This window comes from Bauldia sp., assembly GCF_965232525.1.
GTDB lineage: Bacteria > Pseudomonadota > Alphaproteobacteria > Rhizobiales > Kaistiaceae > Bauldia.
In genome coordinates this window covers 3,029,082-3,055,340 of record NZ_OZ246980.1, presented here as the reverse complement: position 1 = coordinate 3,055,340, position 26,259 = coordinate 3,029,082, and the positions used below count along the sequence as shown (strand labels likewise).

General features: G+C 64.8%; 25 protein-coding genes. 16 read left to right on the top strand and 9 right to left on the bottom strand.

The window, feature by feature from the left end:
* Positions 1–4 precede the first annotated feature (4 nt).
* Positions 5–340, bottom strand: a complete 336-nt coding sequence (locus ACO076_RS14450) for a GYD domain-containing protein (protein WP_421723540.1) — start codon at positions 338–340, stop codon at positions 5–7.
* A 446-nt stretch (positions 341–786) separates the two neighbouring features.
* Entirely contained in the window at positions 787–1,068 is a 282-nt protein-coding gene (locus ACO076_RS14445; protein WP_421723539.1) for a GIY-YIG nuclease family protein, read from the bottom strand.
* 716 nt (positions 1,069–1,784) lie between these two features.
* Between ACO076_RS14445 and ACO076_RS14440 the strand changes: the two genes are divergently transcribed.
* Positions 1,785–2,906 (top strand): hypothetical protein, encoded by a 1,122-nt coding sequence (locus ACO076_RS14440; protein WP_421723538.1) that lies wholly within the window; start codon positions 1,785–1,787, stop codon positions 2,904–2,906.
* A 27-nt stretch (positions 2,907–2,933) separates the two neighbouring features.
* Here ACO076_RS14440 and ACO076_RS14435 read toward each other — a convergent pair whose 3' ends face one another.
* Positions 2,934–3,803 carry an MBL fold metallo-hydrolase gene (locus ACO076_RS14435; protein ID WP_421723537.1) on the bottom strand — a complete coding sequence of 290 codons (870 nt, stop codon included), beginning with the start codon at positions 3,801–3,803 and terminating at the stop codon, positions 2,934–2,936.
* Between the two features lie 64 nt (positions 3,804–3,867).
* Here ACO076_RS14435 and ACO076_RS14430 point away from each other — a divergent pair, with 64 nt between their 5' ends.
* The 3 genes from ACO076_RS14430 to ACO076_RS14420 are packed head-to-tail and all read left to right on the top strand — an operon-like array spanning position 3,868 to position 5,353.
* Positions 3,868–4,206, top strand: a complete 339-nt coding sequence (locus tag ACO076_RS14430) for an ArsR/SmtB family transcription factor (RefSeq protein WP_421723536.1) — start codon at positions 3,868–3,870, stop codon at positions 4,204–4,206.
* A 10-nt stretch (positions 4,207–4,216) separates the two neighbouring features.
* Positions 4,217–4,540, top strand: coding sequence for a rhodanese-like domain-containing protein (locus ACO076_RS14425; protein ID WP_421723535.1), 324 nt, complete (start codon positions 4,217–4,219; stop codon positions 4,538–4,540).
* 21 nt (positions 4,541–4,561) lie between these two features.
* The gene (locus tag ACO076_RS14420; RefSeq protein ID WP_421723534.1) at positions 4,562–5,353 is read left to right on the top strand and encodes a sulfite exporter TauE/SafE family protein; all 792 of its coding nucleotides are present in this window, start codon (positions 4,562–4,564) and stop codon (positions 5,351–5,353) included.
* Positions 5,354–6,490: 1,137 nt separating this feature from the next.
* On the opposite strand, the gene ACO076_RS14415 is transcribed toward ACO076_RS14420, so the two are convergent.
* From ACO076_RS14415 to ACO076_RS14405, 3 genes are all read right to left on the bottom strand, one after another.
* Entirely contained in the window at positions 6,491–6,844 is a 354-nt protein-coding gene (locus ACO076_RS14415; RefSeq protein ID WP_421723533.1) for a VOC family protein, read from the bottom strand.
* 89 nt (positions 6,845–6,933) lie between these two features.
* Positions 6,934–7,428, bottom strand: coding sequence for a GNAT family N-acetyltransferase (locus ACO076_RS14410; RefSeq protein WP_421723532.1), 495 nt, complete (start codon positions 7,426–7,428; stop codon positions 6,934–6,936).
* An 18-nt stretch (positions 7,429–7,446) separates the two neighbouring features.
* The gene (locus ACO076_RS14405) at positions 7,447–8,304 is read right to left on the bottom strand and encodes an amidohydrolase family protein (protein ID WP_421723531.1); all 858 of its coding nucleotides are present in this window, start codon (positions 8,302–8,304) and stop codon (positions 7,447–7,449) included.
* Positions 8,305–8,508: 204 nt separating this feature from the next.
* On the opposite strand from ACO076_RS14405, the gene ACO076_RS14400 reads away from it, so the two are divergent.
* The 6 genes from ACO076_RS14400 to ACO076_RS14375 all read left to right on the top strand — a co-directional run bounded on the left by ACO076_RS14400 (position 8,509) and on the right by ACO076_RS14375 (position 14,806).
* Positions 8,509–9,249 carry an ATP-binding cassette domain-containing protein gene (locus ACO076_RS14400; protein ID WP_421723530.1) on the top strand — a complete coding sequence of 247 codons (741 nt, stop codon included), beginning with the start codon at positions 8,509–8,511 and terminating at the stop codon, positions 9,247–9,249.
* On the top strand, positions 9,239–10,276 hold the full coding sequence (locus ACO076_RS14395) for an ABC transporter permease (protein WP_421723529.1): 1,038 nt from the start codon (positions 9,239–9,241) through the stop codon (positions 10,274–10,276). The genes ACO076_RS14400 and ACO076_RS14395 overlap by 11 nt, the downstream gene beginning before the upstream one ends.
* Before the next feature lie 41 nt (positions 10,277–10,317).
* Entirely contained in the window at positions 10,318–11,340 is a 1,023-nt protein-coding gene (locus ACO076_RS14390; RefSeq protein ID WP_421723528.1) for a sugar-binding protein, read from the top strand.
* Between the two features lie 64 nt (positions 11,341–11,404).
* Positions 11,405–12,247: a MurR/RpiR family transcriptional regulator gene (locus ACO076_RS14385; protein WP_421723527.1), complete on the top strand. Its 843-nt coding sequence runs from the start codon at positions 11,405–11,407 to the stop codon at positions 12,245–12,247.
* Between the two features lie 13 nt (positions 12,248–12,260).
* The gene (locus tag ACO076_RS14380) at positions 12,261–13,553 is read left to right on the top strand and encodes a metallophosphoesterase (RefSeq protein ID WP_421723526.1); all 1,293 of its coding nucleotides are present in this window, start codon (positions 12,261–12,263) and stop codon (positions 13,551–13,553) included.
* Between the two features lie 116 nt (positions 13,554–13,669).
* Entirely contained in the window at positions 13,670–14,806 is a 1,137-nt protein-coding gene (locus ACO076_RS14375; protein WP_421723525.1) for an ABC transporter substrate-binding protein, read from the top strand.
* Between the two features lie 27 nt (positions 14,807–14,833).
* On the opposite strand, the gene iolG is transcribed toward ACO076_RS14375, so the two are convergent.
* Positions 14,834–15,823 carry an inositol 2-dehydrogenase gene (gene iolG, locus ACO076_RS14370; RefSeq protein WP_421723524.1) on the bottom strand — a complete coding sequence of 330 codons (990 nt, stop codon included), beginning with the start codon at positions 15,821–15,823 and terminating at the stop codon, positions 14,834–14,836.
* A 116-nt stretch (positions 15,824–15,939) separates the two neighbouring features.
* Between iolG and ACO076_RS14365 the strand changes: the two genes are divergently transcribed.
* The 5 genes from ACO076_RS14365 to ACO076_RS14345 all read left to right on the top strand — a co-directional run bounded on the left by ACO076_RS14365 (position 15,940) and on the right by ACO076_RS14345 (position 21,844).
* Positions 15,940–17,862 carry a bifunctional 5-dehydro-2-deoxygluconokinase/5-dehydro-2-deoxyphosphogluconate aldolase gene (locus tag ACO076_RS14365; protein ID WP_421723523.1) on the top strand — a complete coding sequence of 641 codons (1,923 nt, stop codon included), beginning with the start codon at positions 15,940–15,942 and terminating at the stop codon, positions 17,860–17,862.
* Positions 17,863–17,908: 46 nt separating this feature from the next.
* Positions 17,909–18,715, top strand: a complete 807-nt coding sequence (gene iolB / locus ACO076_RS14360; RefSeq protein WP_421723522.1) for a 5-deoxy-glucuronate isomerase — start codon at positions 17,909–17,911, stop codon at positions 18,713–18,715.
* 91 nt (positions 18,716–18,806) lie between these two features.
* A complete protein-coding gene (locus tag ACO076_RS14355) occupies positions 18,807–20,609 on the top strand; it encodes an SUMF1/EgtB/PvdO family nonheme iron enzyme (RefSeq protein ID WP_421723521.1) in 1,803 nt (600 codons plus the stop codon).
* Between the two features lie 51 nt (positions 20,610–20,660).
* Positions 20,661–21,251, top strand: coding sequence for a dihydrofolate reductase family protein (locus ACO076_RS14350; protein ID WP_421723520.1), 591 nt, complete (start codon positions 20,661–20,663; stop codon positions 21,249–21,251).
* 68 nt (positions 21,252–21,319) lie between these two features.
* A complete protein-coding gene (locus tag ACO076_RS14345) occupies positions 21,320–21,844 on the top strand; it encodes a hypothetical protein (RefSeq protein ID WP_421723519.1) in 525 nt (174 codons plus the stop codon).
* A gap of 51 nt (positions 21,845–21,895) precedes the next feature.
* Here the strand turns inward: ACO076_RS14345 and ACO076_RS14340 are convergent, their stop codons facing one another.
* Both ACO076_RS14340 and ACO076_RS14335 read right to left on the bottom strand, forming a co-directional pair.
* Positions 21,896–23,104, bottom strand: coding sequence for an alpha/beta hydrolase family protein (locus tag ACO076_RS14340; RefSeq protein ID WP_421723518.1), 1,209 nt, complete (start codon positions 23,102–23,104; stop codon positions 21,896–21,898).
* Positions 23,105–23,188: 84 nt separating this feature from the next.
* Entirely contained in the window at positions 23,189–25,084 is a 1,896-nt protein-coding gene (locus ACO076_RS14335) for a caspase family protein (RefSeq protein WP_421723517.1), read from the bottom strand.
* A gap of 260 nt (positions 25,085–25,344) precedes the next feature.
* Here ACO076_RS14335 and ACO076_RS14330 point away from each other — a divergent pair, with 260 nt between their 5' ends.
* Positions 25,345–26,238: an oxygenase MpaB family protein gene (locus ACO076_RS14330; protein WP_421723516.1), complete on the top strand. Its 894-nt coding sequence runs from the start codon at positions 25,345–25,347 to the stop codon at positions 26,236–26,238.
* Positions 26,239–26,259: the final 21 nt, after the last annotated feature.

Here is a 26,259-nt window from a genome sequence, read left to right as displayed (position 1 = left end):
TGGGTTATTCCGGTTCGCCGGCGGGGCGAAAGGAGGACCGCAGCTTGCGCGCCGCTTCGAATGACGCCTCGCCGTCTTCCGGCGATATCGCAACGCTGGTGCGCAGATCACAGACGCCGCCGGTCGCCGCGGTAAGCAGGAGCACGTTCATCCAGGTCTTTTCGTCCTTGGCCTCGACGATGATCACGAAGTCGTACTCGCCCATGGTCCAGTAGTCGGCGATCAGCCGGACATCGGCGTCGGCGAGTAGTTGCAGGAACACGCTCCTGCGGTCCTCCGGACGCTCGAGCATGCCGGCCATGGCGTGCTCGGTGTACCGGCCCTGTGTCACGAAAATCATCGGCGCCCTCCTCTGTCGCTGTCGTGCGCGACACCGTGGGGCATGCGCTCCACATCGGCAAGGTGGCGGCGTGAATTGTCGACGACGGCGGTGTGCGCGTGGATGCCCGGCATGGCGTTTGGCGGGATGGCACCGATCAGCAGAGTCGACGAAGGGCGGACGGCGTGTGGGCGAGATGCCCAGAGCCGATCGTCCCCACGCAGGTGGGGACTCAGTCTTTTCGAGCCACCATGGCAACGGCCGTTCTGGATTCCCGCCTGCGCGGGAATGAGCGGTTGGGGTGCCGGGGCGAGAGGAGCGTAGCGCCCGGGATCAAAAAGGCGGTCCCGGCCATCCGCGTCTTGGCAACGACGACGCCCTCCTCTCATCGACAGTGTTCGCGTGGATGCCCGGAGCAAGTCCGGGCATGACGTCGGTGTGGTGATGCCGGAAACGACCAACTGCCTCTAGCGCACCGGCCCAACGAACGCGACGGTGTCGGCCAAGTCGTCCCAGTCCGGGTTCACGCCAAGGATCAGCCGCACCTTCCAGGCACGCGGCCAGTGCTTCATCGCTTTCTCCCGGCGGATGGCGCCGGTAATCGTCGGATGCGCCTCGTACCAAACCGGTCGCCTCAAGCCGTAGCGCTTGGTGAAACCGTCCACCAGACCGTCGCGATGCTCCCGGACGCGGCGGGCAATATCGTTGGTCACGCCGACATAAAGTGTCCCGTTCGGCCGGTTCGTCATCATGTACACCCAGGCGCCACGCATAGCCGCACTGTGGCTTTCGTGGATGGCCGGAACAAGCCCGGCCATGACGTCGGGTTTGGGGATACGCTCGTGCCACGCGGCAAACCCATACGCCGCGTGATGCCGCGTGATGTAGCAGTTCCGAGAGAACCAAAAACCGGCTGACAAAAATGAAGGCCCATCCATCCGTCGGGAAGCGCTGAAGACGCCGTACCAATTCGCCTCAACGTCGGCACACCCCCTCTCCGTCATGGCCGGGCTTGTCCCGGCCATCCACGTCTTCGGCAACGGCGACACCCACCTTCCGACGACGGTGTTCGCGTGGATGCCCGGAGCAAGTCCGGGCATGACGTCGGTGTACAGGTGCGGTCGCCACCAAACATAGTGCGTCCTTCGAGGCTCGGGCTACCGCCCTCGCTCCTCAGGATGAGGAAGTTGGGTGTTGGCGGTAAATGAGGTCCACCTCCCCACCCACATCTCACGCCCTCATGCAGAGGTGCTTCGCGAAGCGAAGCCTCGAAGCACGCAGCACAATTCAACAACTCCCGCGCCTTCGGCATCGCCGCGACGGCCGCCGATAGACAGGGAAGGCGACCCACCGCGATCGCGGTCCGATCGTCGGCGTGGCCGTCGGTTGTTTCCTCGCTCAGCGCGGTTGTATGGTGGAAGCGGTTCCTATGCGTACTCCCGGGGCTAACAACGGAGACGCCTGCATGCCTACCCAAAGCACCGATCTGATCGTCGACCTGACGCCCGCCATCGCATTCAACAAGGACGGCCAGACCTGGCGGATCGATCCAGAAGTTCTCGTCCGTTCCGAGCAGAATGCCGCCATCGTCAGTACGTTCGCGGACAGCAAACTCATCAACAGAGGGACCGTCGAGTCAGGCGCGGCTGGCGCGGTCGCCGCGATCGAACTGTCCGGCGCTGACGCGAAGATCGTCAACAAAAAGAGCGGCGAGATTGAAGGCGAAGCCGGCGTGTGGCTCCAATCAGGAGCGAACAATGTCGAAGTCATCAACAAGGGTCTGATCGAGGGTCGCCAGAATGCCATCGTCGTCGTCGGTGACATCGAAGGGCTGACAATCGAGAACCACGGCACGCTGTTTGGTTCGGCAAGCGCTATCCAGGTAGCCTACCTCTTGGAGGACGCCTCGTCCGGGGCGCTGATCGACAACCATGGCAAGATCAAAGGCGGAATCGGTATCAATCTGAACTTCAACACCGATGTGGATCGCGACGCGATCGTCGTCAATCAGTCAGGCGCGAAAATCAAAGGCGTCGACGGAACTGCGATCCTCGCGGGCGCTGGCAGGACCCGCCTGGACCTTGTCAACGAAGGCAAGATCGACGGCGACGTGGAAACAAAAGGCGCCGACGACAAGATCGTCAACAAGGGCACGATCGACGGCGAGGTCCATTTTGGTTGGGGCCACGACGTTTACAAGAACAAGGACGGCAAGGCCGGCAAACTCTATGGCGACCTCGGCAACGACAAATTCGTCCTCGGCAACAGCAAGGACAAGATTGTGTTCGATACCGCGCCCGAGACGTTTTTCAACGAGGACACGGTGAAGAACTTCGAGTCCGGCAAGGACAAGTTCTTCCTCGACGCCGCCATTTTCGGCGGTCTTGCGCCAGGGCCTCTCCCGAAGTCACAGTTCAAGAAGGGCCCGGAGGCGACCAAGCCGGACCACCGGATCATATACGACAAGGCAACCGGCGAGTTGTCCTACGATCCGACCGGCAGCGCGGTCGGCGGGGACGCGGACTTGTTCGCGATCCTCGACCCGGGCACCAAGCTGAAGGCGAGCGACTTCACCGTCTTCGCTTGAGCGCCATGGCCTGGCCCGAGCGCGCGGTCAGGAGGCCAGCTTCACCGGAATCTTGATGTAGGAGACGCCGTTCGACTCCGCCGGCGGCAGTTGACCGGCGCGGATGTTGGTCTGGATCGACGGCAGCAGCAGCACCGGCGCCGTCAGCGCCGTGTCGCGGGCCTTGCGCGTGACGACGAAGGCCTCCTCGTCGGCGTCGACCAGATGCCGGTTCTTGCGCTCCGCGCCGATCGTCGTCTCCCAGGCATAGTTGTCGCGGCTCTCCGGCTTGTAGTCGTGGCACATGAAGGCGCGGGTCTCCGGCGGCAGGGCGAGAAGCTTCTGGATCGAGCGATAAAGCGTGCGCGCATCGCCGCCGGGAAAGTCGGCGCGCGCGGTCCCGAAGTCGGGCATGAACACGGTATCGCCGACGAAGACCGCGTTGCCGATCCGGTACGAGACGCAGGCCGGGGTGTGGCCCGGGGTGTGCATCACCTCGGCTTCGAGGTCACCGATCCGGAAGCGCTCGCCGTCGGCGAACAGCCGATCGAACTCACTGCCGTCGCCGGAGACGTCGTCGATGTTGAACACCGGCCGGAAAATCCTCTGGACGTCGCGGATGTGCTCGCCAATCCCGACCTTGGCGCCGGTCACTTGCTTGAGGTAGGGCGCCGCCGACAGGTGATCGGCATGGGCGTGGGTCTCCAGTACCCAGACGATGTCGGCGCCCTTCTTCTTCGCCGCGTCGAGGATGGCGTCGGCCGACGCCGTCGACGCCTTGCCGGTGGTCTGGTCGTAGTCGAGCACCGGATCGACCACCGCCGCCTTGCCGGTGGCGGGATCGCGGACGAGGTAGCTGACGGTGTTGGTGGCCTCGTCGAAAAAAGCCTCGACGTCGGGGCGATTGGTCTCGGTCATCGGACAAACTCCATGGCTGGGGGTTGACACGATATATTAGCGATCTCTAAATTAGTCAACGCTAATGGACAATCAGCTCGCACCCGACCCCGCCGACATCCACGTGCTCACCGAACAGGCGGGCGAAGCCGCCCGTATGCTCAAACTGCTGGCCAACGAGCGACGCCTGCTGGTGCTGTGCGAACTGGCCCGCGCGGGGGAGATGACGGTCGGCAACCTGGCCACCGCGGTGGGGCTCAGCCAGTCGGCGTTGTCGCAGCATCTGTCGTTAATGCGCGAGAGCGGCATCGTCGGCTATCGTCGTGACGGGCAGACCCTGCATTACACCATCGCCGACCCGACCGTGTCGGAGCTGCTCACGACACTGCGCAACATCTATTGCGGCCCGACGGCTGCCCCATGAGGACCGAACCATGACCGACCGCACGCTGACCGATATCACCGTCGAAGACGCCCACACCCTGCTGGACAAGGACGCGATTCTGGTCGACGTGCGCGAGCCGAACGAGCAGGCGGCGGAGCGCATCCCGGGTGCGATCGCCCTCCCCCTGTCCGAGATCGCCGCCGGTGCCGCGACCGACCTGCCCAAGGCGACCACCGTGTTCCTGTGTGCCTCCGGCGCACGGACCAAGCGCAACGCGGCGGCCCTCGCCTCCCTGGTCGATGGCGAGGCCTATTGCATGACCGGCGGGATCCTGGCGTGGAAGGGAGCGGGTTTTCCGACCGAACGCGGCTGACCTGATCGGCCGACGCCGGTCATGGGCTTCACCCCCGAAATCCTGACGCTGATCTCCGGCGCGCTGGTCGGCTTTTCGCTGGGGCTGATCGGTGGCGGCGGCTCGGTGCTGGCGGTGCCGCTGCTGGTCTATGTGGTCGGGGTCAGGGACCCGCATGTGGCGATCGGCACCAGCGCGTTCGCCGTCGCGGCGAGCGCGGCGATTAACCTTGCCACCCACTTCCGCTCCGGCAACGTCAAGCTACGCTGCGCCCTCGCCTTCGCCGTGTTCGGCATCGCGGGAGCGGCGCTTGGCTCGACTGCCGGCAAAGCGTTCGACGGCGACCGGTTGCTCGCGCTGTTCGGCGTGGTGATGATCGCGGTCGGATTCTCGATCGCCCGCAAGCCGGCCGAGGTCGGCGAGCCCGACGTCGAACTGACCCGGGAAACCGCCGGACAACTCCTGCCACGAATCATCCCGGTGGCGCTGGGCGTCGGCTTCCTCGCCGGCTTCTTCGGCATCGGCGGCGGGTTCCTGATCGTGCCGGGGCTGGTCTATTCCACCGGCATGCCGCTCCTCAACGCGGTCGGCTCGTCGCTCTTGTCGGTGACCACCTTCGGCTTCACCACCGCCGGCAACTATGCGCTGTCGGGGCTGGTCGACTGGGGTATCGCCGCGCTGCTCATTCTCGGCGGCGCGGTTGGCGGGCTGATCGGGGTCACCATCTCCAAGCGGCTCGCGGAGCGCAAGCCCGGCCTCTCCTACGCTTTCGCGATCATCGTTATCGCCGTCGGGCTCTATGTCGTATGGCGCGGCATCGGCGCGTTCTTCTGAGCGGGCGGTGACGTCCTGGGCACTGCCCTCCGCTGGGCCTTTGCCCGGTTTCGGACGAAGTGAAGGGCGCTGCGAGGTGCCGGTAACAAGCTAGCCCGTCAGCACTTGTACTGACTTGGCGCGTCGTCCGCGGTGCAGCAGTTACTCATCTCATGTTGTAAAGCGTCGCGTGCCCCGTTAAGTTGCACAGACAGCTAGACGTCTTGTCTTTGGTTTTGACGCAGCCAGCATGGCCGCACTTGTACTTATAGACGCGACTAGCGTTAACGCCCGTCTGATCGTCAACCATAGTATCGCCGTAGCACCAGAGCCGGATCATCGTTTTACCTTTATTGACTTCAGGTGCCGGATAGCAATGTGCTGGATTCGTACAGTTATAGTCGATGTCCGCATTGGCGGCGAAAGAAGCTGAATTATCGCCCACCACAACGGCCAAAACGAGAGCTGCTACCGATAGAAGATTTTTGCCATGTTTTCGGACTCCTCTCCGACTGCCCGTCAGTCTGCCGGAAAGGCCCCGCTCCGGTCAACGATGCGGCTCGGAGCGCCGTGACGCCCCCACCGATGTGTCGTAAGAGAAGGCTGGGCGGCGATACTGCCTCTAGCTTTAGCAGTCATCCTGTACATTGCAGCAATTTTGTACGACGACGGTGGCCATAACATTCTTGTGGCCATCGTAGGTACAATCACAACTAGCCGTACCATCCTTACTATTTACACAGCCAACCCACTTACAGTGGACTCTAATCGGACTCTCTTCCGAGCCCCCGCCGGCTTCTATACTCTTGTTGAAACACCAAACCTTTATCGTCGTATTCCCGTGGTGAAGATCGAAATCCTGCGAGCACTGTGAACCATTATTACAATAAAGATCTTGATCTGGCTGAGTTGCCAGAGAAACTGAGGCGGAAAAGACAAGTACCAATAAACCATACACGAGCGCTCGGACAATCGTCGTCATCTCTCGCCTCTTTCGTCGGATGCGGCCGTGGACAAACACCACTCCTGCAGATCAACTCGCTTGATCTCGTGGGATCATACACCGTAGCGGAGCAGTCTTCACTACCTAGTTTAGTCTCATCTGCTACACTCTACCCATGTGCCCCACCCGTGTATGTCGGCAATGCTGACGAATGTTTAGGAGCCAATGAGTTCCGCCACCGTTCCATCAGGAAGTCGGAAGTGCACCCAACGGCGCCCATCTTCGGACTGGATATCGGTGAGTTGCTCAACTCCGATCCGCGTCAACCGCTCCCAACTTCTTTCGAAATGCGGAACTGAAAACCCTACGACCGGACCCGTCGTGAAGAAGCTGTGGAATGCGTTCGCGTGGTCGTAAGCCTCCAAGCGAGTCCCATCCGACAGAAGGTATCCGACCTGATCCGACGACGCGTCGGTAGGGACCATTTCGAGACCTTTTTCAAAAACCTCACGCAGGGCCTGTAGATCAGCCGAGCGAAAACCAACAAAACCAACCTTCTCGACGCCCATCTATTCCTCCTAAGCAACTTCGGGCTGAGAGCCGTCATCCGCCTCAGGTACCTTAAGGCGAAGCGGAATCCCATTTATGGGGACCGAGCCTACAGCGTCCGGTACATATAGACGCTGGGGATCGACGGGCCGAAGCCGGCTTTTTCGTAGGCCCGGCGCGCCGGCGCGTGGCTGGCGTCGCCGCCGGTGCCGACCGTCGCGGCCTTCATGCCGGCCTCCTTCATCCGGTCGAGGGCGCGGCCGAACATCCAGGAGCCGATACCGCGACCCTGGCAGTCCGGATCGACGGCGTTCAGGTCGAGCTCGCCGACCTTGGTCTGTCCGTTCAGGGCGACCGCATAGAAGCCGACGATCCGTCCGCCCTCCTCGACGACATAGACCTCGCGATCGGAGTTCGGGCCGCACAGTGTGTCGAGGTAGTCGGCCTGTTCCTGTTCCAGATTGGCGAGCGCCACGCCGGCAATGGGCACGCCCACGAGTTCGCGAAAGGAGCGAAAGACCGGCTGGTACGCCGCGGCGCGAATGTCGTGCAGCCGCTTCAGGTCAGCCGGCGCGAACCGGCGGATGGAACACCCGTCAACCATGAGCCGCTCACCCGCCCGTCACATGCGGTAGAAGCGGATAGCGTTGTCGCGATAGAGCTTGCGCAGGTCTTCCTGGCTCGCGCCTTCCGTGACCCGATCGACGACACCGATCCAGTCCACCAGATTGCTCGCCAGCTCGACGACCGGCCAGTCGCCGCTGAACACCACCCGGTCGAAACCGAAGCACTCGATGGCATGCGCCACATAGGGCGCGACATGGTCATAGGTCCACCCCTCGCGATCCGCCTCGGTCACCACCCCGGAAATCTTGCACGTCACGTTGGGCAGCGCCGCCAGTTCGCGCATCTGGCTCCACCACGGCTCCCTGATCCCGTCCTTGATCCCCGGCTTGCCGATGTGGTCGAGCATGAAGCGGACGTTCGGGCACTGCCGCACCAGCTCGATCGCGTCGGCCATCTGCGGATGGTAGATGCAGATATCGAAGCTGAGGTCGTAGTCCGGCAGCATCTGGACCGCGGCGACGAAGTCGGGCTGCAGGCACCAGCCAGGCTGATCGACATAAGGCTGAATCAGCCGGCGGATGCCGCGCGCGAGCGGCAGCTTGGCAATCGTCGCGACATCGGACTCGACCGCGGCGGGTCCGCGCTCCAGCGGCGCCGAGGCAACCATCGCCTGGATTCGCGACTCGCTGTTGGCAAGTTCACTGACCCACAGCGCCTCGTCGACGTGCTCATCGTTGGCGGCATCCACCTCCAGGAACACGATCCCGTCGACAATCGCGGGATGGCTGCGTTCGTCGTAATGGTGCGGCAGATGCGGCTTATTGAGATGGGCGATCCCTTTCATCCAGGCGAAGGTGATCGCCGACGGGTCGTAAAGATGAACATGGGCATCGACGATCGGAAAACTCGGCACGGGTTCCTCCCCCCTTGTCGTTTCGGTACGCCGCGCCACCATAGACGGAGGCGCTGCATTCGTCTCGGCTTCCGTCGCCGGTGACGACAACGGAACGGACGGACCTTCGCCTAGACATGCCGGAATGAACATTCTAGTGTCGCGCCGGCTCGTTGTTCGACGAGCCCAAACAAACCAAAGAATTCCAGTCGGAAACGCGTCCAAGTGCCAGTTCTTTCGCTACGAAAGATTTCCAAGAGTTTCGGCGCCATCAAGGCGTTGACCGATGTCGACCTCGACCTGGAACCGGGCGAAGTGCTCGGGCTGATGGGCGACAACGGCGCCGGCAAGTCGACAATGGTGAAGATCGTCGCCGGCAACTTTCCCGCGACGTCCGGCGACATTGTCCTCCAGGACGAAACCGTTCATTTCCACAAGCCGATCGAGGCCAGGCAGAAGGGCATCGAGGTCGTCTACCAGGACCTGGCGTTGTGCGACAATCTCACCGCGTCGGCCAACATCTTTCTCGGCCGCGAGATCTTCCAGCGCATCTGGCCGTTCCGGTTCATGGTGTCGCGCGCCATGAGCGAACGGGCCGGCGAGCTGTTCGGCGAACTCAAGTCGGAGACCCGGCCGCATGATCTGGTCCGGCGCATGTCCGGCGGGCAGCGGCAGGCCGTGGCGATCTCGCGGACCATGTTGTCGGAAGCCAAAATCGTGCTGATGGACGAACCGACGGCGGCCATTTCGGTCCGGCAGGTCGCCGAGGTGCTCGATCTTATTCGCCGCCTCCAGGATCAGGGTATCGCCATCGTCCTGATCAGCCACCGCATGCCCGACGTGTTCGCAGTCTGCGACCGGGTCGCCGTCCTTCGCCGCGGTCGCAAGGTCGCCGACAAAATGGTGGCCCGATCGAGCCCGGAAGAAGTCACCGGCCTGATTACCGGAGCGATCCATGCCGCCTGAACCCGAATCTGGCGCGACGCATCCGGACATCGGCGACGTCCGCATTCAGGACGTCGTTTCGATCAAGGAGCAGACGCCGCTGGAGAGGGTCCTCTCCAGCCAGCCCTTCTGGGTTACGGTCGCCCTCGCCCTGATCATCGGCATCATGGTCATACGGCAACCGGACTCTTTCGGCAGCGCCGCCAATTTCGCCAACATGACGCGTAACTTCGCGATCATCGGCATCATGGCGATCGGCATGGTCGCGGTGATCATCACCGGCGGCATCGACCTGTCGGTCGGCTCGATCATGGGGGTGACCGGCGTCGTCTGCGGCCTGCTGCTCGAAGCGGGATCAACCTGGTACATCGCCGTGATCGCCGGGCTGCTGACCGGTGTGCTGATCGGCCTGATCAACGGCCTGCTGATCGCCTATGCCGGCTTATCGGCGTTCGTGGTGACGTTGGCGATGATGTCGTTCGCCCGGTCGATTGCGATCGTCCTGTCACAGAACCGGATGATCTATGACTTCGGCCCCCACGGCCAGGCCTTCAAGGATATCGGCGGCGGTGAGTTCCTGGAGCTGTCCAACATATTCTGGGCACTCGTGGTGCTTTCGATCCTCGTCGGCATCATCCTGAAGTTCAGCACATGGGGCCGCTATCTCTATTCGATCGGCGGCAACGAACAGGCGGCGCGACTGACCGGCGTGCCGGTCAATCGAGTCAAGGCGCAGGCCTACATCCTCTCGGCGGTGACCGCCGCGATCTCGGCCATCCTGCTGGTCGGCTGGCAGGGCTCGGCGATCAACAGCACCGGCCAGGCTTACGAATTGCGGGTGATCGCTTCCACCGTGATCGGCGGTGCCAACCTGATGGGCGGTGAAGGTGGCGTGTATGGCGCCGTGATCGGCGCGGCCCTGCTTGAGGTCATCCGCAACAGCCTCCTGATGGAGGGCATCGACTCCAACTGGCAAGGCGCCTTCGTCGGCGTCTTCATCGTTCTCGCGGTTCTTCTGGAGAAGATACGCGGGCAGCGGCGTGCGTGACGCGTGTTACCGCGCCAAACTTTGCAATGGAGGGAGTGAAAATGAAAAGACTACTAGCCAGCGCCGCCCTTGTGGCGGGAGCCATGGCGACCGGCGCGTTCTTCGTCGGTGCGGCCAGCGCTCAAGATAAGCTCGTGATCGCCGTGGTTCCGAAGAACCTCAACAACCCGTTCTTCGACCAGGCCAAGTTGGGCTGCGACAAGGCAGTTGAGGAAATTGGCGCCCATCTGGTCGAGTGCTTCTTCACCGGCCCGCCGGCGCACGGCGGCGGTGACGAGCAGGTTCAGATCGTTGCCGACCTGATCGCCAAGGGCGTCGACGGCATCGGTGTCGCGCCGTCCAACGCGGCGGCGATGGCCAGCGTTCTGCCGGCCGCCATGGAAGCCGGCATTCCGGTTCTCACCTGGGATAGCGACCTGCTCGCCGAGCATTCCCATCTGCGTACCGCCTATATCGGCACGCACAACTACGACATCGGTGTGAACCTGGCGAAGCTCGCCCAGGAGATCAAGCCGGATGGCGGCTCGATCTGCATCCAGTCGGGCGGCGCCGCGGCGGCCAACCACAACGAGCGCATGCAGGGCATTCGCGACACGCTTGCCGGCGTCGATCGCGGCGAGCCTCCGGGAGAACGCCTCACCGGCCAGAACGGCTGGACCGAGGTCGATGGTTGCCCGCTCTACACGAACGACGACTTCCCGCTTTCGGTTCAGCAGATGGAAGACATCCTGATCAAGTATCCGGATCTCGATGCCTTCGTGCCGACCGGCGGATTCCCGCAGTTCGTGCCGGACGCGTATCGCAACGTCGCCGAGCAGCACAAGGACAAGATTGGCGGCGGTCATCTCGCTCTCGTCGTCGCCGACACCCTGCCGGTTCAGATCGACCTGATGAAGGAGGGCCTGTCCGCCGGTCAGGTCGGCCAGCGTCCGTTCGAGATGGGCTATCGGGTCATCTACGCGATCAAGCAGATGGCCGATGGCGGCGAGGCTCCGGCTGACCCGACCTACACCGGTCTCGACGTTTGCACACCGGACAACGTCGACTCCTGCATCGGCGGCTGACCCAGCCATCCATCAATTCGTCGTTGCGGGCGGGGCATATCCCCGCCCGTTTCGCAACCAAACCATGACCGAGACACGGAACAACACCGTCCCGCCGCGGGACTTCGACGGGTTGAAGGACCTCCTGATCGCCAGACGGGAGTCCCTGCCCCGCCGCCTCGTTCAGGTCGCCGCCTTCGCGCTGGAAAACCCGGATGAGATCGCCTTCGGAACCGTGGCATCCGTCGCCAACCAGGCGAAGGTGCAGCCGTCGACCATGATCCGGTTCGCCCAGACGCTGGGCTATGCCGGCTTCACCGACCTGCAGGACGTGTTCCGGGCTCAGCTCAAGTCGCAGTGGCCCGACTATCGCGAGCGCCTCGCCCGCCTCGACGCCCGCAGCGACGACGGCGGCACCGAGGGCCTGCTCAATGGGTTCGCCGAAACCGCGATCGCCTCGATCGAACGCCTGCGCAACACGGTCTCCACCGATGACATCGACCGGGCGGCCGACCTGATCGCCCGCGCCGACACGGTCTATCTGCTCGGTCTGCGGCGTGTCTTTCCGGTCGTCAACTACCTCGCCTATGCGCTCGGCAAGCTCGGCATCCGCGCGATGCCAGTCGACCAGGTCGCAGCGATCGGACCGGACCAACTCGCCGGCGCCTCGGAGCGGGACGCACTGGTCGCGATCAGCTTCAACCCCTACACGCCGCTCGGCGTCGAACTCTGTGCCGAGGCCGCCGCCCGCGGGGTTCCGGTCATCGCAATCACCGACAGTCCGTTCTCGCCGATTGCGGCCAACGCTTCGATCCAGCTCGAGGTGGTCGAGGCCGACCACGCCGGCTTCCGCTCGCTGGCCGGCACCCTGTCGCTGGCGATGACGCTCGCGGTCGCCGCCGCGGCCCGCCGGGCACCGGACGGATGACCTCGGGTCACCGATGGGGCGCGCGTATTATTTCCTGAGCGACCTCCATCTCGGTGGCGACGGCGAATTGCAGCATTGCGACTACGCCGACGCGTTGATCGCCTTCCTGGCCAAGCTGGCGGACCAAGGCGGCAACGTCGAACTGATCATCGCGGGCGACACCTTCGGCTTCTGGGAGCTGACGACCGTCGAGGGTCCGGCCAAGTTCGACGCCATCGTCGCCCACCATCAGGCGATCTTCGACCAGCTGAAGGAGACCGGCGAGCGGATCACCATCACCCTGATGGTCGGCAACCATGACTACGATCTCGCCTGCGACCCGGCCTTCGCCGAGAAGCTCGCCGCCTACAACCTTCGCCTCGATACAGCGATCAGCCTGCGCCGCGAGCTCGCCGGCAAGACGCTGTGGGTCGAGCATGGCCAGCAGGCCGATCCGTTCAACGCATCGCCTGACTACGGCAACCGCTACGCGCTGCCGGTCGGCTACTTCATCACCGAAACCATCGTCGCCGGCGCCAGCCGCCTCTCGGCCTTCGGCCGCGGCAACTGGCTGAAGGACATCCGCTCCGTGGCGACGGAACAGATCCCGGACTGGATGGCATCCAACTACTTCTACCGCGAGATGGCCTGGCCGATCCGCGCGGTGCTCACCGTGTTCCTGTCGCTGGCGACGGTGACGGCCATCGCGCTGCTCGCGACGATCCTCCAGGCCACCGGTGCCGTCAGCTCCAACTTCGTGCTCGACAACGCGCTGCTCCGCTCACTGGGATTCGTCGGCAACGTGTTCATCGCCATCATCCTGGTGAACATGCTGATCCTGTTCTTCATGATCGTCGTCGCGATCCCCGGCCTCTTCGTTCTTCGCGATCTGGTGAAGACGCTGCGGCGGTTTCGCGTTTCCACCGGCGTCGGCGAGATGGAAGGGATGGGCCGCGAGACCTATCTGCGCCGGGCGCGCCAGGTATTCGCCGAAAACCCCGACACGTTGGTCTACCTGTTCGGCCACACCCACGATGCGTTCCTCAGCCGCGAGCCCGACGGCCGAACCATCATCAACCTCGGGACGTGGCTCAAGATCCTCGACCGGGTTCCGGTCCGCTTCGGCTATCTGCCCGCTGTCTACTATCCTTCCTTCCGGCTGAACTACTTCCACATCGCCGCCGAGGACGGTGAGATCGTCATCCGCTACGTCGCAATCCCGAAGACCCCGGAACCGGAGCTCGGCTGGCTCCAGCGCTTGGTCACCCTCGGACGTAAACCACCGCCGCCGACCCCAATCCCCGAAGTCACGAAGATCCCCGTTTGACCTTAGGTTCGGCGCAGCGGGCGATAACAGTCGAGAATGTGGACGTCGCTGGCATATTCCTGGCACACGATACGGCTACAAAGACAGTGTCATGATGACCGATCGGGGAACCAACAATGCGTCTCATCTATCCAATCGCCGCTGCGTTTATCGTCTCCGCGGGCTCGGCGGCCCAAACCGCCGAACCGATCACGGTGATCGGAGCCTTCGATCTCACGGGGCCGGCATCGGGTCTCGACGTCGCGGCGCACAACGGGGCCGCGTTGGCGGTCGACCTGATCAATCAGGCGGGTGGCATTGACGGGCGGCCCATTGCATTCGTCACCGTCAATACGGAAAGCGATTTCAGTGTTGTTGCGTCAAAGGTCAGCGCGACCCTGGCGGCCCATCCCGAGGCTGTTGCCGGGATCGGCTACACCTACTCCGAGGAAGCACTCCTAGCCGGTCGGGTCTTCCAGGCCGCCGGCCTGCCGTTCATCTCGCCCGGCGCAACCGACCCAGCCGTTCCGGGCGAAGTGGGGGACGATATGTTCTACGTCGCCTATGGCGACGACGCCCAAGCCGAAGCGATGGCGCGCTTTGCACGCGACCAACTCGGAGCGAGCCGGGCAGCGGTCTTGATCAACCAAAAGCGCGACTACACAAAGACGGTTGGGCGTTTCTTCACCCAATCGTTCCAGCAACTCGGCGGTAACATCGCCTACTCCCAGAACGTTACCGGCAGCGACGACTACGCCAGCTTCTTTGCTGCCGTTAAAGAGACCCAGGCGGACGTTATCTACGCCGCAACCCTTCCTGTGCTGGGCCCCACATTCATCGAGGCCGCGCGGGACGCGGGGATCACGTTGCCGCTCCTGTCGGCGGACGGCTGGGACGAAGACACGATCCCGGCGGCGTCGAAGGCCAAAGCGCTGACCGGCATCTATTTCACCACCCACAGGTTCATCGGTGTCGACACACCGGCGATGAAGGCGTTTGTCGACGCTTATACGGCGAAGTTCGGCGCCGCGCCGCCCAATGCCTTCGCCCCGCTCGGCTTCGACGCGGTCAATCTGTTGGACAATGCAATCGATCGCGCCGGATCGACCGACCCGACCGCCATCCGCAACGCGCTGGCCACGACGACCGACTTTCAAGGCGTCGTCGGTAAAGTCGCCTACACAGACGACAGCCGCGTTCCCAAGAAAGCGGTTGCCGTCATCGCGGTCGACGATGGGGTGGAATCGCTGCGGTGGGTTGCCCCGGCGGACTGACCCCGATCGCTCGCGGCGACGCCCGCCTCAGTCGAGCCGCACCGGCTGGCCGGTTTCGCGTGCCGTGCTGGCCGCATCGGCGAGCCGCTGCGCCATCAGCCCGTCATAACCCGAAGGCGACGGCGGCTTGCCCGACTCGACCGCGTCGACAAAGGCGTCGATCTCGAGCCGGTACGCATCGGTGTAGCGTTCGATGAAGAAATTCAGCGTCGGGTCGAACGAGAAGCCGGTACCGGTGGCCACCTCAACCGTCGACTCGAGCACGTTGCCGGCACGCAGCATGCCGCCGGCTCCATGGAGTTCGACGCGCTGGTCGTAGCCGTAGGTCGCCCGGCGCGAACAGGAGATCTGGCAGAGCTTGCCGGACGCGGTCCGCAACATCACCATGGCCGTATCGACATCGCCGGCTTCGCCGATCGCCGGCTCGACAAGGACAGAACCGATCGCGTGCACCTCGACCGGCTCCTCGCCGAGGAAGAAACGCGCCAGATCGAAATCGTGGATCATCATGTCGCGATAAAGACCGCCGGACCGCTCGACATAGCTGATTGACGGGGGGGCAGGATCGCGGGAGACGATGGTCACCGTCTCCAGGTCTCCAACGACACCGTCATCCAGACGACGCTTAAGCTCGGCAAAGTTCGGATCGAACCGGCGATTGAACGCGATCATCAGGGGCTGCCCGGCCGCATCCACAACTTCGAGGCACTGGGCGATCCGATCCGAACTCAGATCGACCGGCTTCTCGCAGAGGACCGCCTTGCCGGCCCGCACCGCCTGTTCGATGAAATCAGCATGGGTGTCGGTGGGGCTGGCGATGAGGACCGCATCGACCTCCGGATTGGCGATTACTTCGTCGGCCGACTGCGCCTTGGCATTCGTCGCCTCCGCCACGGCTTCCGCCGCTTCGGGAATCGCGTCGGCGACCGCGACCAGTCGGGCGGTGGAAGCCGCCGCCAGATTCGCGGCGTGCATCTTGCCGATCCGCCCCGCGCCCAAAACGCCAAACCGCAGCATCTGCCTGTCCTCCCCTTAGAACGAAAATTCTGGTTTGATGATTGGTAGAACCAATGTTTCATTCGTTGTAGTTGGTGGTTCCACCACTGTCCAATGGAAACGCGGGAGGCAATAGAATGTCGGAGCCCAAGGGGTCCCTCGACGTCATCACGATGGGACGATCCTCGGTCGACCTCTACGGCAAGCAGATCGGCTCGCGGCTCGAAGACGTGTCCTCCTTCGCCAAATCGGTGGGCGGCTGCCCGGCCAATATCGCCATCGGCGCGGCGCGGCTCGGCCTCCGTTCGGCACTGATCAGCGGCGTCGGCGACGAGCAGATGGGGCGCTTCATCCTGGAGCAGCTGCGCCGCGAAAGCGTCGCGACAGATGGGGTGAAGATCGACCCGCAACGTCTTACCGCGCTTGCGATTTTATCGGTCGAAGATGAGTCGAGCTTCCCCCTCCTCTTCTACCGCGAGAACTGCGCCGACATGGGGGTCACCGAGGCCGATCTCGACGCGAATCTGATCCGCTCGGCCGGTGCACTAGTCGTCACGGGCACCCATTTCTCGACGCCGACCGTCGCCGCGGCACAGTTCGCCGCGATCCGGATCGCCAAGGACGCTGGCCGCAGGATCGTGTTCGACGTCGACTACCGGCCGAACCTCTGGGGGCTGGCCGGCCACGCGGAGGGCAGCGAACGGTTCATCGCCTCGGAGTATGTGTCGGAGCACCTGAACCCGGTCCTCCCCCACTGCGACCTGATCGTCGGCACCGAGGAAGAAATGCGGATCGCCGGCGGCAGTGCCGGCGATGCCCTGACCGCGCTGCGGCGCGTTCGGGAACAAAGCGACGCGGTGCTCGTCCTGAAGCGCGGGCCGATGGGCTGCGTCGTCTTTCCCGACGCGATTCCTGAGACCATCGACGACGGCATTGTCGGTCAGGGTTTTCCGATCGAGGTCTACAACGTGCTCGGTGCCGGCGACGCCTTCATGGCCGGCTTCCTCCGTGGCTGGCTGCGCGGCGAGCCGTTCGAAACCGCGGCGACCTGGGCCAACGCCTGCGGCGCCTTCGCGGTCTCCCGCCTGCTCTGCTCGCCGGAGTATCCGACCTGGACCGAGCTGACGCGATTCCTGGAAACCGGCAGCCCCTATCACGGCCTGCGCAAAGACCCGGCGCTCAACCACGTCCACTGGGCGACCACCCGCCGGCCGCAGGCGGGCGAGTTGATGGCGCTTGCCATCGACCATCGGTCCCAACTCGAAGCGCTCGCCGACCGGCTGGGGGTCTCGCGGCCGCATCTCAACGCGTTCAAGCAACTCGCCGCCCAAGCCGCGATGCGGGTCGCTGACCACCGTCCGGGGTTCGGCATCCTGCTCGACGAAACCTACGGCCGCGAAGCGTTGTTCGCCGTGGAAGACAGCCCGCTTTGGGTCGGCCGGCCGGTGGAGCAACCGGGCTCGCGGCCGCTGCGGTTCGAGTTCGATCAGGACGTTGGCGGACGGCTCGCCGAATGGCCCCTGACCCACACGGTCAAGTGCCTCGCCTTCATCAACCCGGACGACGATGCGGCGCTGACCGCAGAACAGATCGACACGCTGACGACGCTGCACTGGGCGGCGCGCCGCAATGGCCTGGAGCTGCTGATCGAGATCATCGCCAGCAAGCACGGGCCGGTCGACGACGCCACCGTCGCCTCGGTGCTCGCCAAAATCTATGCCGCCGGCATCAAACCCGACTGGTGGAAGCTGGAGCCGCAGGCGACGCCCGACGCATGGGCGGCGATCGATGCGGTGATTTCCGAAGCCGATCCCTTGTGCCGCGGGATCGTGCTGCTCGGCCTCGAAGCGCCGGCCGCCGAACTGGAAGTCGCCTTCGGCCGCGCGGCGGCTTTCCCGATCGTCAAGGGCTTCGCGGTCGGCCGGACCATCTTCAACGACGCCGCGGAGAAATGGCTGAGCGGTGCAATCGACGACGAGGCGGCGATCGCCGACATGGCCGAGCGGTTCGGCGCCCTGGTCGCTGCGTGGCGAAAGGTCCGCCCGGCAGAAACTGCTTGAAAGTCAACGCGCCGCGGTCCATCCCGGCAAGCGGGAGGATCGATCCATGGCTCGTCTGCATCTGCGCCCGTCAACCCACGCCGATCATCAGCACCGGCTGATCCATATCACGCCGGAAAGCGCCGGCTGGCACTATGTCGGCTTCGATCTCCATCGGATGACGGCCGGCGAGACGGTCGCCGCCGAGACCGGCGATCGCGAGCTCTGCCTGGTGTTCCTGACCGGCAAGGGCAAGGTCACTGTCGACGGCAAGGACTACGGCACGCTCGGCGAGCGGATGAGCGTCTTCGACGGCAAGCCGTGGTCGATATATGTGCCGGCTGATGCCCAGTGGTCGATCACCGCCGAGACCGACCTCGACATCGCCGCCTGCTCGGCGCCGGGAACCGCGGGAAGCCATCCGCCGCGGGTGATCGCGCCCGACAGCCACGATGTGATGACCCGCGGCAAGGGCAACAACATCCGCTACGTCACCGACATCATCAACGAGACCGATCCGGCCGACGGCCTGCTGGTGGTCGAGGTGATCACTCCAGCCGGCAACGCCTCGAGCTATCCGCCGCACAAGCACGACCGCGACGCGTTTCCGGAGGAAACCCAGCTCGAGGAAGTCTACTACCACCGTATCAACCCGCCCCAGGGTTTCGGCTTCCAACGCATCTACACCGACGACCGGTCGCTGGACGTATCGATGACCATCGAGGATGGCGATGCGACGCTGGTGCCGCGCGGCTATCACCCATGCGCGGCGCTCCACGGCTACGACCTCTACTATCTCAACGTGATGGCCGGGCCGAAACGCATGTGGCGTTTCTATAACGACCCGGCCCACGAGTGGATGCTGAAGGCCTGACCCGGCCGCCGGCGTGAGGTCGATCACTTGGTGCGATTTCGATCCCGGTGGTAGGATCGCGCCCGTCGGGGGCCAGGGATCACGACGCACCATGCGGCGCACGTTTCTCGCTGTCGTCCTGCTTGCCGCGACATGGGTCGCGTGGAGCCCCGCCGCCGAGGCCCGGCGCGTCGCGCTGGTGATCGGCATCGGCGCCTACGACAATCTCGCCAGTCTGCCCAATCCGGTGCCCGATGCGCGCGCCATCGGCCAGGTGCTCGGCCGCTATGGGTTCGAGGTGTACGAATACACCGACCTCGGCCGGGCCGATCTGCTCGATGCGCTGGAGGATTTCGAGGCCGTCGCCAACGGCGCCGAGGTCGCACTCGCCTACTACGCCGGCCACGGGATGGAGGTCGGCGGCGACAACATCATCGCCCCGTCGGACGCCGAGATCTCCTGCGACCCGAAGGAAGCGCGCCGCGCGGTGGAGCTCGACAAACTGTTCGACGCCCTCGGTCGCGCCCCGCGTCAGGTGGTGCTGATCGACGCCTGTCGCAACGACCCCTTCCCGCAGTGCCCGACCCGCTCCGCGCGGCAAGGCAGCGGCTTTCGCGGCTTCAGCCAGGTCGCCGGCGAGAACCAGTCGCTGCTGATCGCCAATGCCACCTTACCCGGCGAACTCGCCGCCGACGGCGCGCCCGGCGACCACTCGCCGTTCGCCAAGGCGTTGCTCGCCCGCTTCGAGACGGCACCGGACACGTACTTCCGCGACCTGCTCGACCTGACCGCCCGTGACGTCCAGCGGGCCACCGGCGGCGCTCAGATCCCGGAGGTCACGACCCGCGGTGGCGCGCCGCGCATCTGTCTCTCGGCCGACAACTGCGGCGACGGATCGGCAATCGCGGCCCTGCCGGATGCGCCACGCGGCGCCGAGGCCGAGGTGCGCACGCTGCTGACCCAGCTCGGCTACCCCGCCGACAGCCGCGGCGGCGACACGACCGACCTCGCCGACGCCATCCGCGCCTTCCAGGGCGACGTCGGTCTCCCGGCCGACGGACAAGTGTCGCCGACGCTGCTGGCGGTGCTCCGCGCCACCACCCAGGTTGCGGCTCTGACACCGGACGCGCCGCCAGAGGCGCCGCCGGCTGTCGCGTCCGAGTACGCCGCTGGGACCACGTTCCGCGACTGTGCCAACTGCCCCGAGATGGTGGCGGTCGCGGCCGGGACCTTCACCATGGGCGCCGGCCCCAACGACCCGGCGGCTGGAGCCGGCGAGGGACCGCCGCGCGATGTCACCATCGATCGCCCCTTCGCGGTGTCGCGGTTCGAGATCACCTTTGACGAATGGGAGGCCTGCGCACTGGAAGGCGGCTGCAACGGTCACCTTCCCAGAGACGGCGGCTGGAGCCGCGGGTCGCGGCCGGTCATCTATGTTTCCTGGGACGACGCCAAGGCCTATGTCGACTGGCTGCGGCGGACCACCGGCGAGCCCTATCGCCTGCTCACCGAGGCCGAGTGGGAATATGCCGCCCGCGCCGGCACCACCACGCCGTTCTCCACCGGCGCGACGATCACCACGGCACAGGCGGTGTTCGACGACAGCGCTACGGCCGGCGACCGCAGCGCCTATCTCGGCCGCACGGCGGAGGTCGGCTCCTACCCGCCCAACCCGTTCGGCCTGCACGATATGCACGGCAATGTCTGGGAGTGGGTGGAGGACTGCTGGAACGACAGCCATGCCGGTGCGCCGACCGACGGCTCGGCTCGCGGCGGCGACTGCACCCGGCGGGTGGTCAAGGGCGGCGCCTGGTACTTCGAGGCCGATACGCTGCGCGCCGCCGCCCGGCAGAGCTACCCGACCGATAAGCGGCTCAACGTCATCGGCTTCCGCATCGCAAGAGGGTTGGAGTAAGCTGCCGGCCTTTGCGGCCCCGCTCGCCTCACCCCAACGGAGATCCCTCGGATGCGCGACCTCGCGATCCTGACCTTTCAAACGCTCGACGGCGTCATCCAGGGCCCAAGCACCCCCGACGAAGACCGATCCGGAGGATTTGACCTCGGCGGTTGGGCGGCGCCTTTCTGGGAACTGGTGATGGACCAGGTCAGGGTCGAGGCGATGGCAGACCCCTACGACATGCTGTTCGGCCGGAAGACCTACGACATGTTTGCCGCCTACTGGTCGAACGCCGACGAAAGCGACCCCGCCGCGCAACGCATGAACGCCGCTTCCAAGTTCGTTGTGACACGGTCGGCGACACCTGATCTCCCCTGGCAGAACTCAACCGCCATCCAGACCGACGTCCCGGCCGAGGTGGCCAGGCTCAAGGCCATGAACGGGCCGCTCCTTCAGATCCACGGAAGCGGCGCGCTGATTCAGACCTTGTTGGCCCACGATCTCATCGATGAAATGCGATTATGGACGTTTCCGCTGGTCCTCGGCACCGGCAAGCGTCTGTTCGCCGGGGGCAGTCGGCCGACTGCCTTCACGCTGGTCAAGACTGCACCGACCGGCAACGGCGTTGTGATGAGCAAGTACCGCCGGCAAACTGAGTAGCGGCGCCGGCCGGCGTTGTCCGACCGGCGGCTCAACATGATTGGGTTCCAGGTAAGGGGTGGCGTTAAGTGAACGATCCAGTCGTCGATCGCGGCCCACATCGCTCTCTCCTCGAGCGGGGCGTAATAGGGCTTGTCCGATATGGGGCGCCCTGCCTCTTCGCATTGCCGGTGCTGGCGGCACTGCTGTGGGCCTACCTCGCCGTTCATCAGATTGATCTCTCCTTCGTCGACGCCGTCCGCACGATTGCCGGTCAGTTGGCGTTTACGCCGGAGGTCATCATGTTCCCGGTCGGCTCCTTCGCCCTGCTCTATGTCGTGGCCTATGACGGGCTCGCGATCCTGCTCCACCGATGGGGGATCGACGCCGTCTCGCGCGAGAAGACGATGTATCTCACCGTCAATCGCGGGAAGAAGGAGAAGGTTGATCGCAGGATAAAGATACGTGGGGGTTATCCGGCCTTTACCGCCATCGCGGTGATTATCGGCTGGACCGCGCTCGGCGATTACCTGAACGGTGATCTCGAGAACGGCGGCGGCGCATCGACACCCCAAGCGCTGCAAGGTGTCGACCTTTCGACAGACCCGAGCTAGCGCGCCGGTCGCGACATGCCGAACGCGACCGGGAGAGATACATCCCTGGTTTTACCCCAACACTTCGTCCAGCCAGTCGAGGGCGTGGCGGTTGAACAACGATCGGTTTTTCATTTCGCAGTGATCGCCGGCGCCCTGGGCCGCGGTGAAGCGGATCAGTGTCTTCTGGCAGCGGAGCGCTTCGAACAGGGCCTGCGCGGTCGTCGCCAGTGGGTCGTTCTCGCCGGCGGTCAGCAGCGTCGGGCAGCGGATGTCTTCGACCCGGCCGTCCAGGGTGAATTCCTCGACCGAACGCAGATAGTCGCGCAGGTTGTCGACGCCGTGCACCCAGAAGCCGCGCTGGACCACCGTCCATCGCAGTTTGCGGTCGTTGGTCACCGCCTGCCACATGCGGTCGATCACCTCCTGGCCGAGGGTGCCGAGGCTGGCCGCCGCTTCCTCGGTCGCGCCACACTTCATGGCGAAGGCGCGAAAGGCACCGGTGATCGACCACAGACCCGGATCGGCGATCAGCGCCGCCAGGCGATGCTCGCCCGAGGCCGCGCGCGGGGCAAGGTGGCCGCCTAGGCTCCAGCCGCTCAGCGCCATCCGGTTCGCATCGACATGCGGCAGGGTCAGGGCGAAGTCGACGACGGCGGCGACCACGGTCTCCCAGTCCGGCCGGAGGTGGAGGCCGTGTTCGATCAGGTTCTCGCCCTGCCCCGGACCGTCGAAGATCAGGCAGTGATAGCCGCGCCGCGACGCCGCGACGGCGGAGGCGAAATACATGTCGGTGACGGTGGCGTCATAGCCGTTGGTGCAGATCAGCAGCGGCCGAGCCGTGTCGCCGGCACCGACGGCCGGGATCAGATAGCCGGGTAAGGAGCCGCCCGCGAAGGGAATCCGAAGCGGCTCGACCGGCGGATCGTTGAGCGCCAGGCCGCTATCGAAGGCGACGATCTGCTTGCGGAACGCGGCGACCAGTCGCGGATCGACCGGCGCGCCGTAGATCGGATGATAGGCGGCGCAATAGAAGCAGCTCGCCCGCAAGAAAAGCTCGCGCGCGCTGGCGCGGCGTCCGGCCGCCTGAGCTTCCTCCGCCTGCGACGCGAACCGATCGCCGGCGGCGACCCAGGCATCGTAGAAGGCGCCGTCATCGCCATCGCCGACGGCGCGACCGACGGCGATGACCTCGCCGAGGTCGGCACCGCCATAAGGAATGTAGCCGATCGGCCAGGCCCCGAAATCGTCGTGGAAGTCGTCGCGAAAGATCAGCCCCATCGGATCAGCCCTCCCCGGTGTCAGCCGGACGCAACTATAGCGAAGTTCCGACTGTCACGGGGTGGGAAATCCTTTGCCGGCTCGCTATTGCGCCGACGCCAGTTCGCCGACGACGAGGTTGTCGATCTTCGACAGCATCGGCTTCTGCTCCAGGCCAAAGGATTTGCGGGCCGTCATGCGCACCCTGTCGGCGGTGTAGACGAACAGCTCGATGGTATCGATGCGGCTGTCGCCGTTGCCGATCGGGCCGGCATCCGCGGCGCCGGCGAGCCCGGCGATCATGTGCCGGGTGAAGAGCCCGATGCCGTATTCCGGGTCTTCCAGCGTCTGCTGGTCGCGGTCGGCGGCGGTGAACACGGCGAGCCCCGCGATCGGTTCGGACGGCATCGCCATCACCTCCATCTCCGGCAGGTTCGGCGCATCGACGATGTCGGTGACGGTCTCGGCGAAGGTCGCCTCCAGCATCAGCATCACCGTGCGGGCGCCGGTCCGGCCGAGATTGGCGTGAAGCTGCTGCAGCGGATAGGCGGTCTCGGCGAGCCGTTCGGTGTCGACGTCGACGGGCAGCAGGTAGCCGGCACCGTCGTCGTCGGCCATCCCGTGGCTCGACACGTAGACGATCACGTCGCCTGGATCGTCGCCATCGAGCCGGTCCGCCAACTCACCGCGCGGCGCCATCGCCGAGCCGAACACGCGCTCGAAGTCGGCGCGGCTGGCGTCACGGAGGTCGATGACGTTGTCGGCCTCGTAGCCGAGCTGCTCGGTGAGCAACGCCAGCATCGCGTCCGCGTCGGCATGGCCGTAGATGTTGCGGTGCAAGACATCGCCGTAGTCCTCATTGCCGACGACGACGGCGATGTCGCCTTCGTCGGCGACGCGGACCGGGTAGCTCTCGTAGATCGTGCGGACCTCGGTCTTGGTGTGCATCACCGGGCGAGCCGGCAGGTAGCACAAGGCCGGCGGTGCCGCGCAGAGCGTGATGTTGGCCGCCGCCTCGATCTCGAGGATCTTGGCGAGCGGCAGCCAGGCATTGAGGCTGACACATGAGTCGCACCATTGGACATCGTGATCGGCGGCGGCCTTGCCGAGCAGGCCAGCGTCGAAGAACGCCGGCTTCGGCAGACACGCGGCAGTCTCAGCGGTGCAGGCGGCGATATTCGGCTGCGGTCCATAGGTATCGACCAGCATGGCGTGGAGATCGGCCGGCAGACAGTGATCCTGCATGAGCGACGGGATCGGCGTCGCCAGCGCCGGACCGGTCAGGGCAACCGTCTCGACCAGCGGCGATTCGGGCGTGTCGGGCGCCGCACACTTCTGGAACAGCGCGACCTCCGTCACCTTGTCGGTCAGCGCAGGCGGACGGGCGGTGAGGCCGTGGGCCTCCTGAAACGCACGCCAGGCGCCGCGGGTCGCCGGCCCGTGGAGGCCGTCGATGGGGCCTGGATTGAACGCGAGCACCGTCAGGCACTCCTGGATACGGCGGACATCGATGTCGATGACCACCTCTGGCTCGGGTTGATAGCAGCCGCCCTTGCCGTTCGGCTTGTAGCCATCGACGCACACGCAAACCGAACCCTGCTGCCGCGTCGGCCACTGGCAACTCGCCGACTGCGGCGGCGGGTCCTTCACCCCCGGCGGGACCGGGACGACGACGATCTGGCGATCGATCACCGGCTTGACCACCTCGTCCGGTAGCTTCGGCTTGATGCACTTGCCGAGCCGTTTCACATAGATCGCAGGTAGCTTGCAGCGGACCGGCTTTGGGTCCGGCTTGGCGATCTTCTTATCGGGTCGCTTGGCGTTCGGCCGTCTGTCCGCCCGCGGCTTTTTCGGTTTGTTCGGCGTCACCACGTTCGGCGCAAGGTCCTTCAACAGCTTACGGCCGAAGGCGTTGGCCGTGTCGGGCGTCAAAGCAAAGCCGGTCACAGCGATGGCGAAAGCGGTGCAGATGGCGAGCGATGTTACGGGCGCGCGTCTCATTGGACCCTAGGCCTCCCTTGCGCCAGTGCGCGGGCATGGAACCCGCAGCTTCATTGACATAATCGGCGGATGCGCGTGCCGATGCAGTAATCGCGATCACAGGCCGCAGCAGCAGGTGAGCGACGTCGGCGAATAGACCGAGCCTGCGAGGTGTTTCCTCAAACACCGGTGCCCGAAATCGATCCGCCGCTTCGTCGGCACTACAGATGCCCTTTTCACCACGGTGGCCTTGTGTTCTCTCGACCTCAGGACTTTGCGATATGAATGCCGTTTCAGACCTCACTCAGACATCGCGTCGCGGACCGTCGATCGCGGCCAGAATCGCCGCCCTGGATCCGGAGGTGAGCTATGAGGGGATCGCCCGCCTCCTCTACGTCTACGAATTCTCCTGGGACATCGAGCGGGCGCTTGAGTTCGCCCTGTTCCGGACCTACGCGGTCCCGTCCATCTCGGGTTTGCTGGCGAAAACCGGAGAGTTCGAAACCCGCCCGCGCAAGCGCTACGACGACACGGAACTGATTCTGGCCGAGACCATCGAGAACGGGCTCGACAGCGCGCAAGGGAAGCGGTCGATCGCGCGAATGAATGCCATGCACGGGCGGTTCAAGATCGACAACGCCGATCTGCTCTATGTCCTGTCGACCTTCATCTGCGAGCCGATCCGCTGGCTCGACCGTTTCGGCCGCCGGGGTATGACCGAGAACGAGCGGCGAGCCTGGTTCCTCTATTATCGCGGGCTGGGCGAGCGCATGGGTATTCGGGAGATGCCCGACGATCTCGCGGGCATGATGCACCTCAACGAAGCGTACGAGGCGGTGCATTTCCGCTTCGCCGACACAAACCATCGGATCGGCGCGGCGACGGTCGATCTGCTCCTCAGCTTCTACCTGCCGCGCCGGCTGGTCTGGATCGGCCGGCCGGCGGTCCGCGCCTTCCTCGATCAGCCTTTGCTCGACAGTATGGGCTTTCGTCCGGCGCCTGGCTGGCTCCGTCACCTGCTGATGGCCACGCTGCGCATGCGGGCCGGCGTCCTGAAGCTCCTGCCGCGGCGCCGCAAGCCGCGCCGCCTGACGCAAATGCCCCGTCCAACCTACCCGGAGGGCTACAAAATCGAGGAACTCGGTACGTTTCCGGTGACCAAAACCGGGCCGTAGCGTAGTCCCCGCTTGTCACTT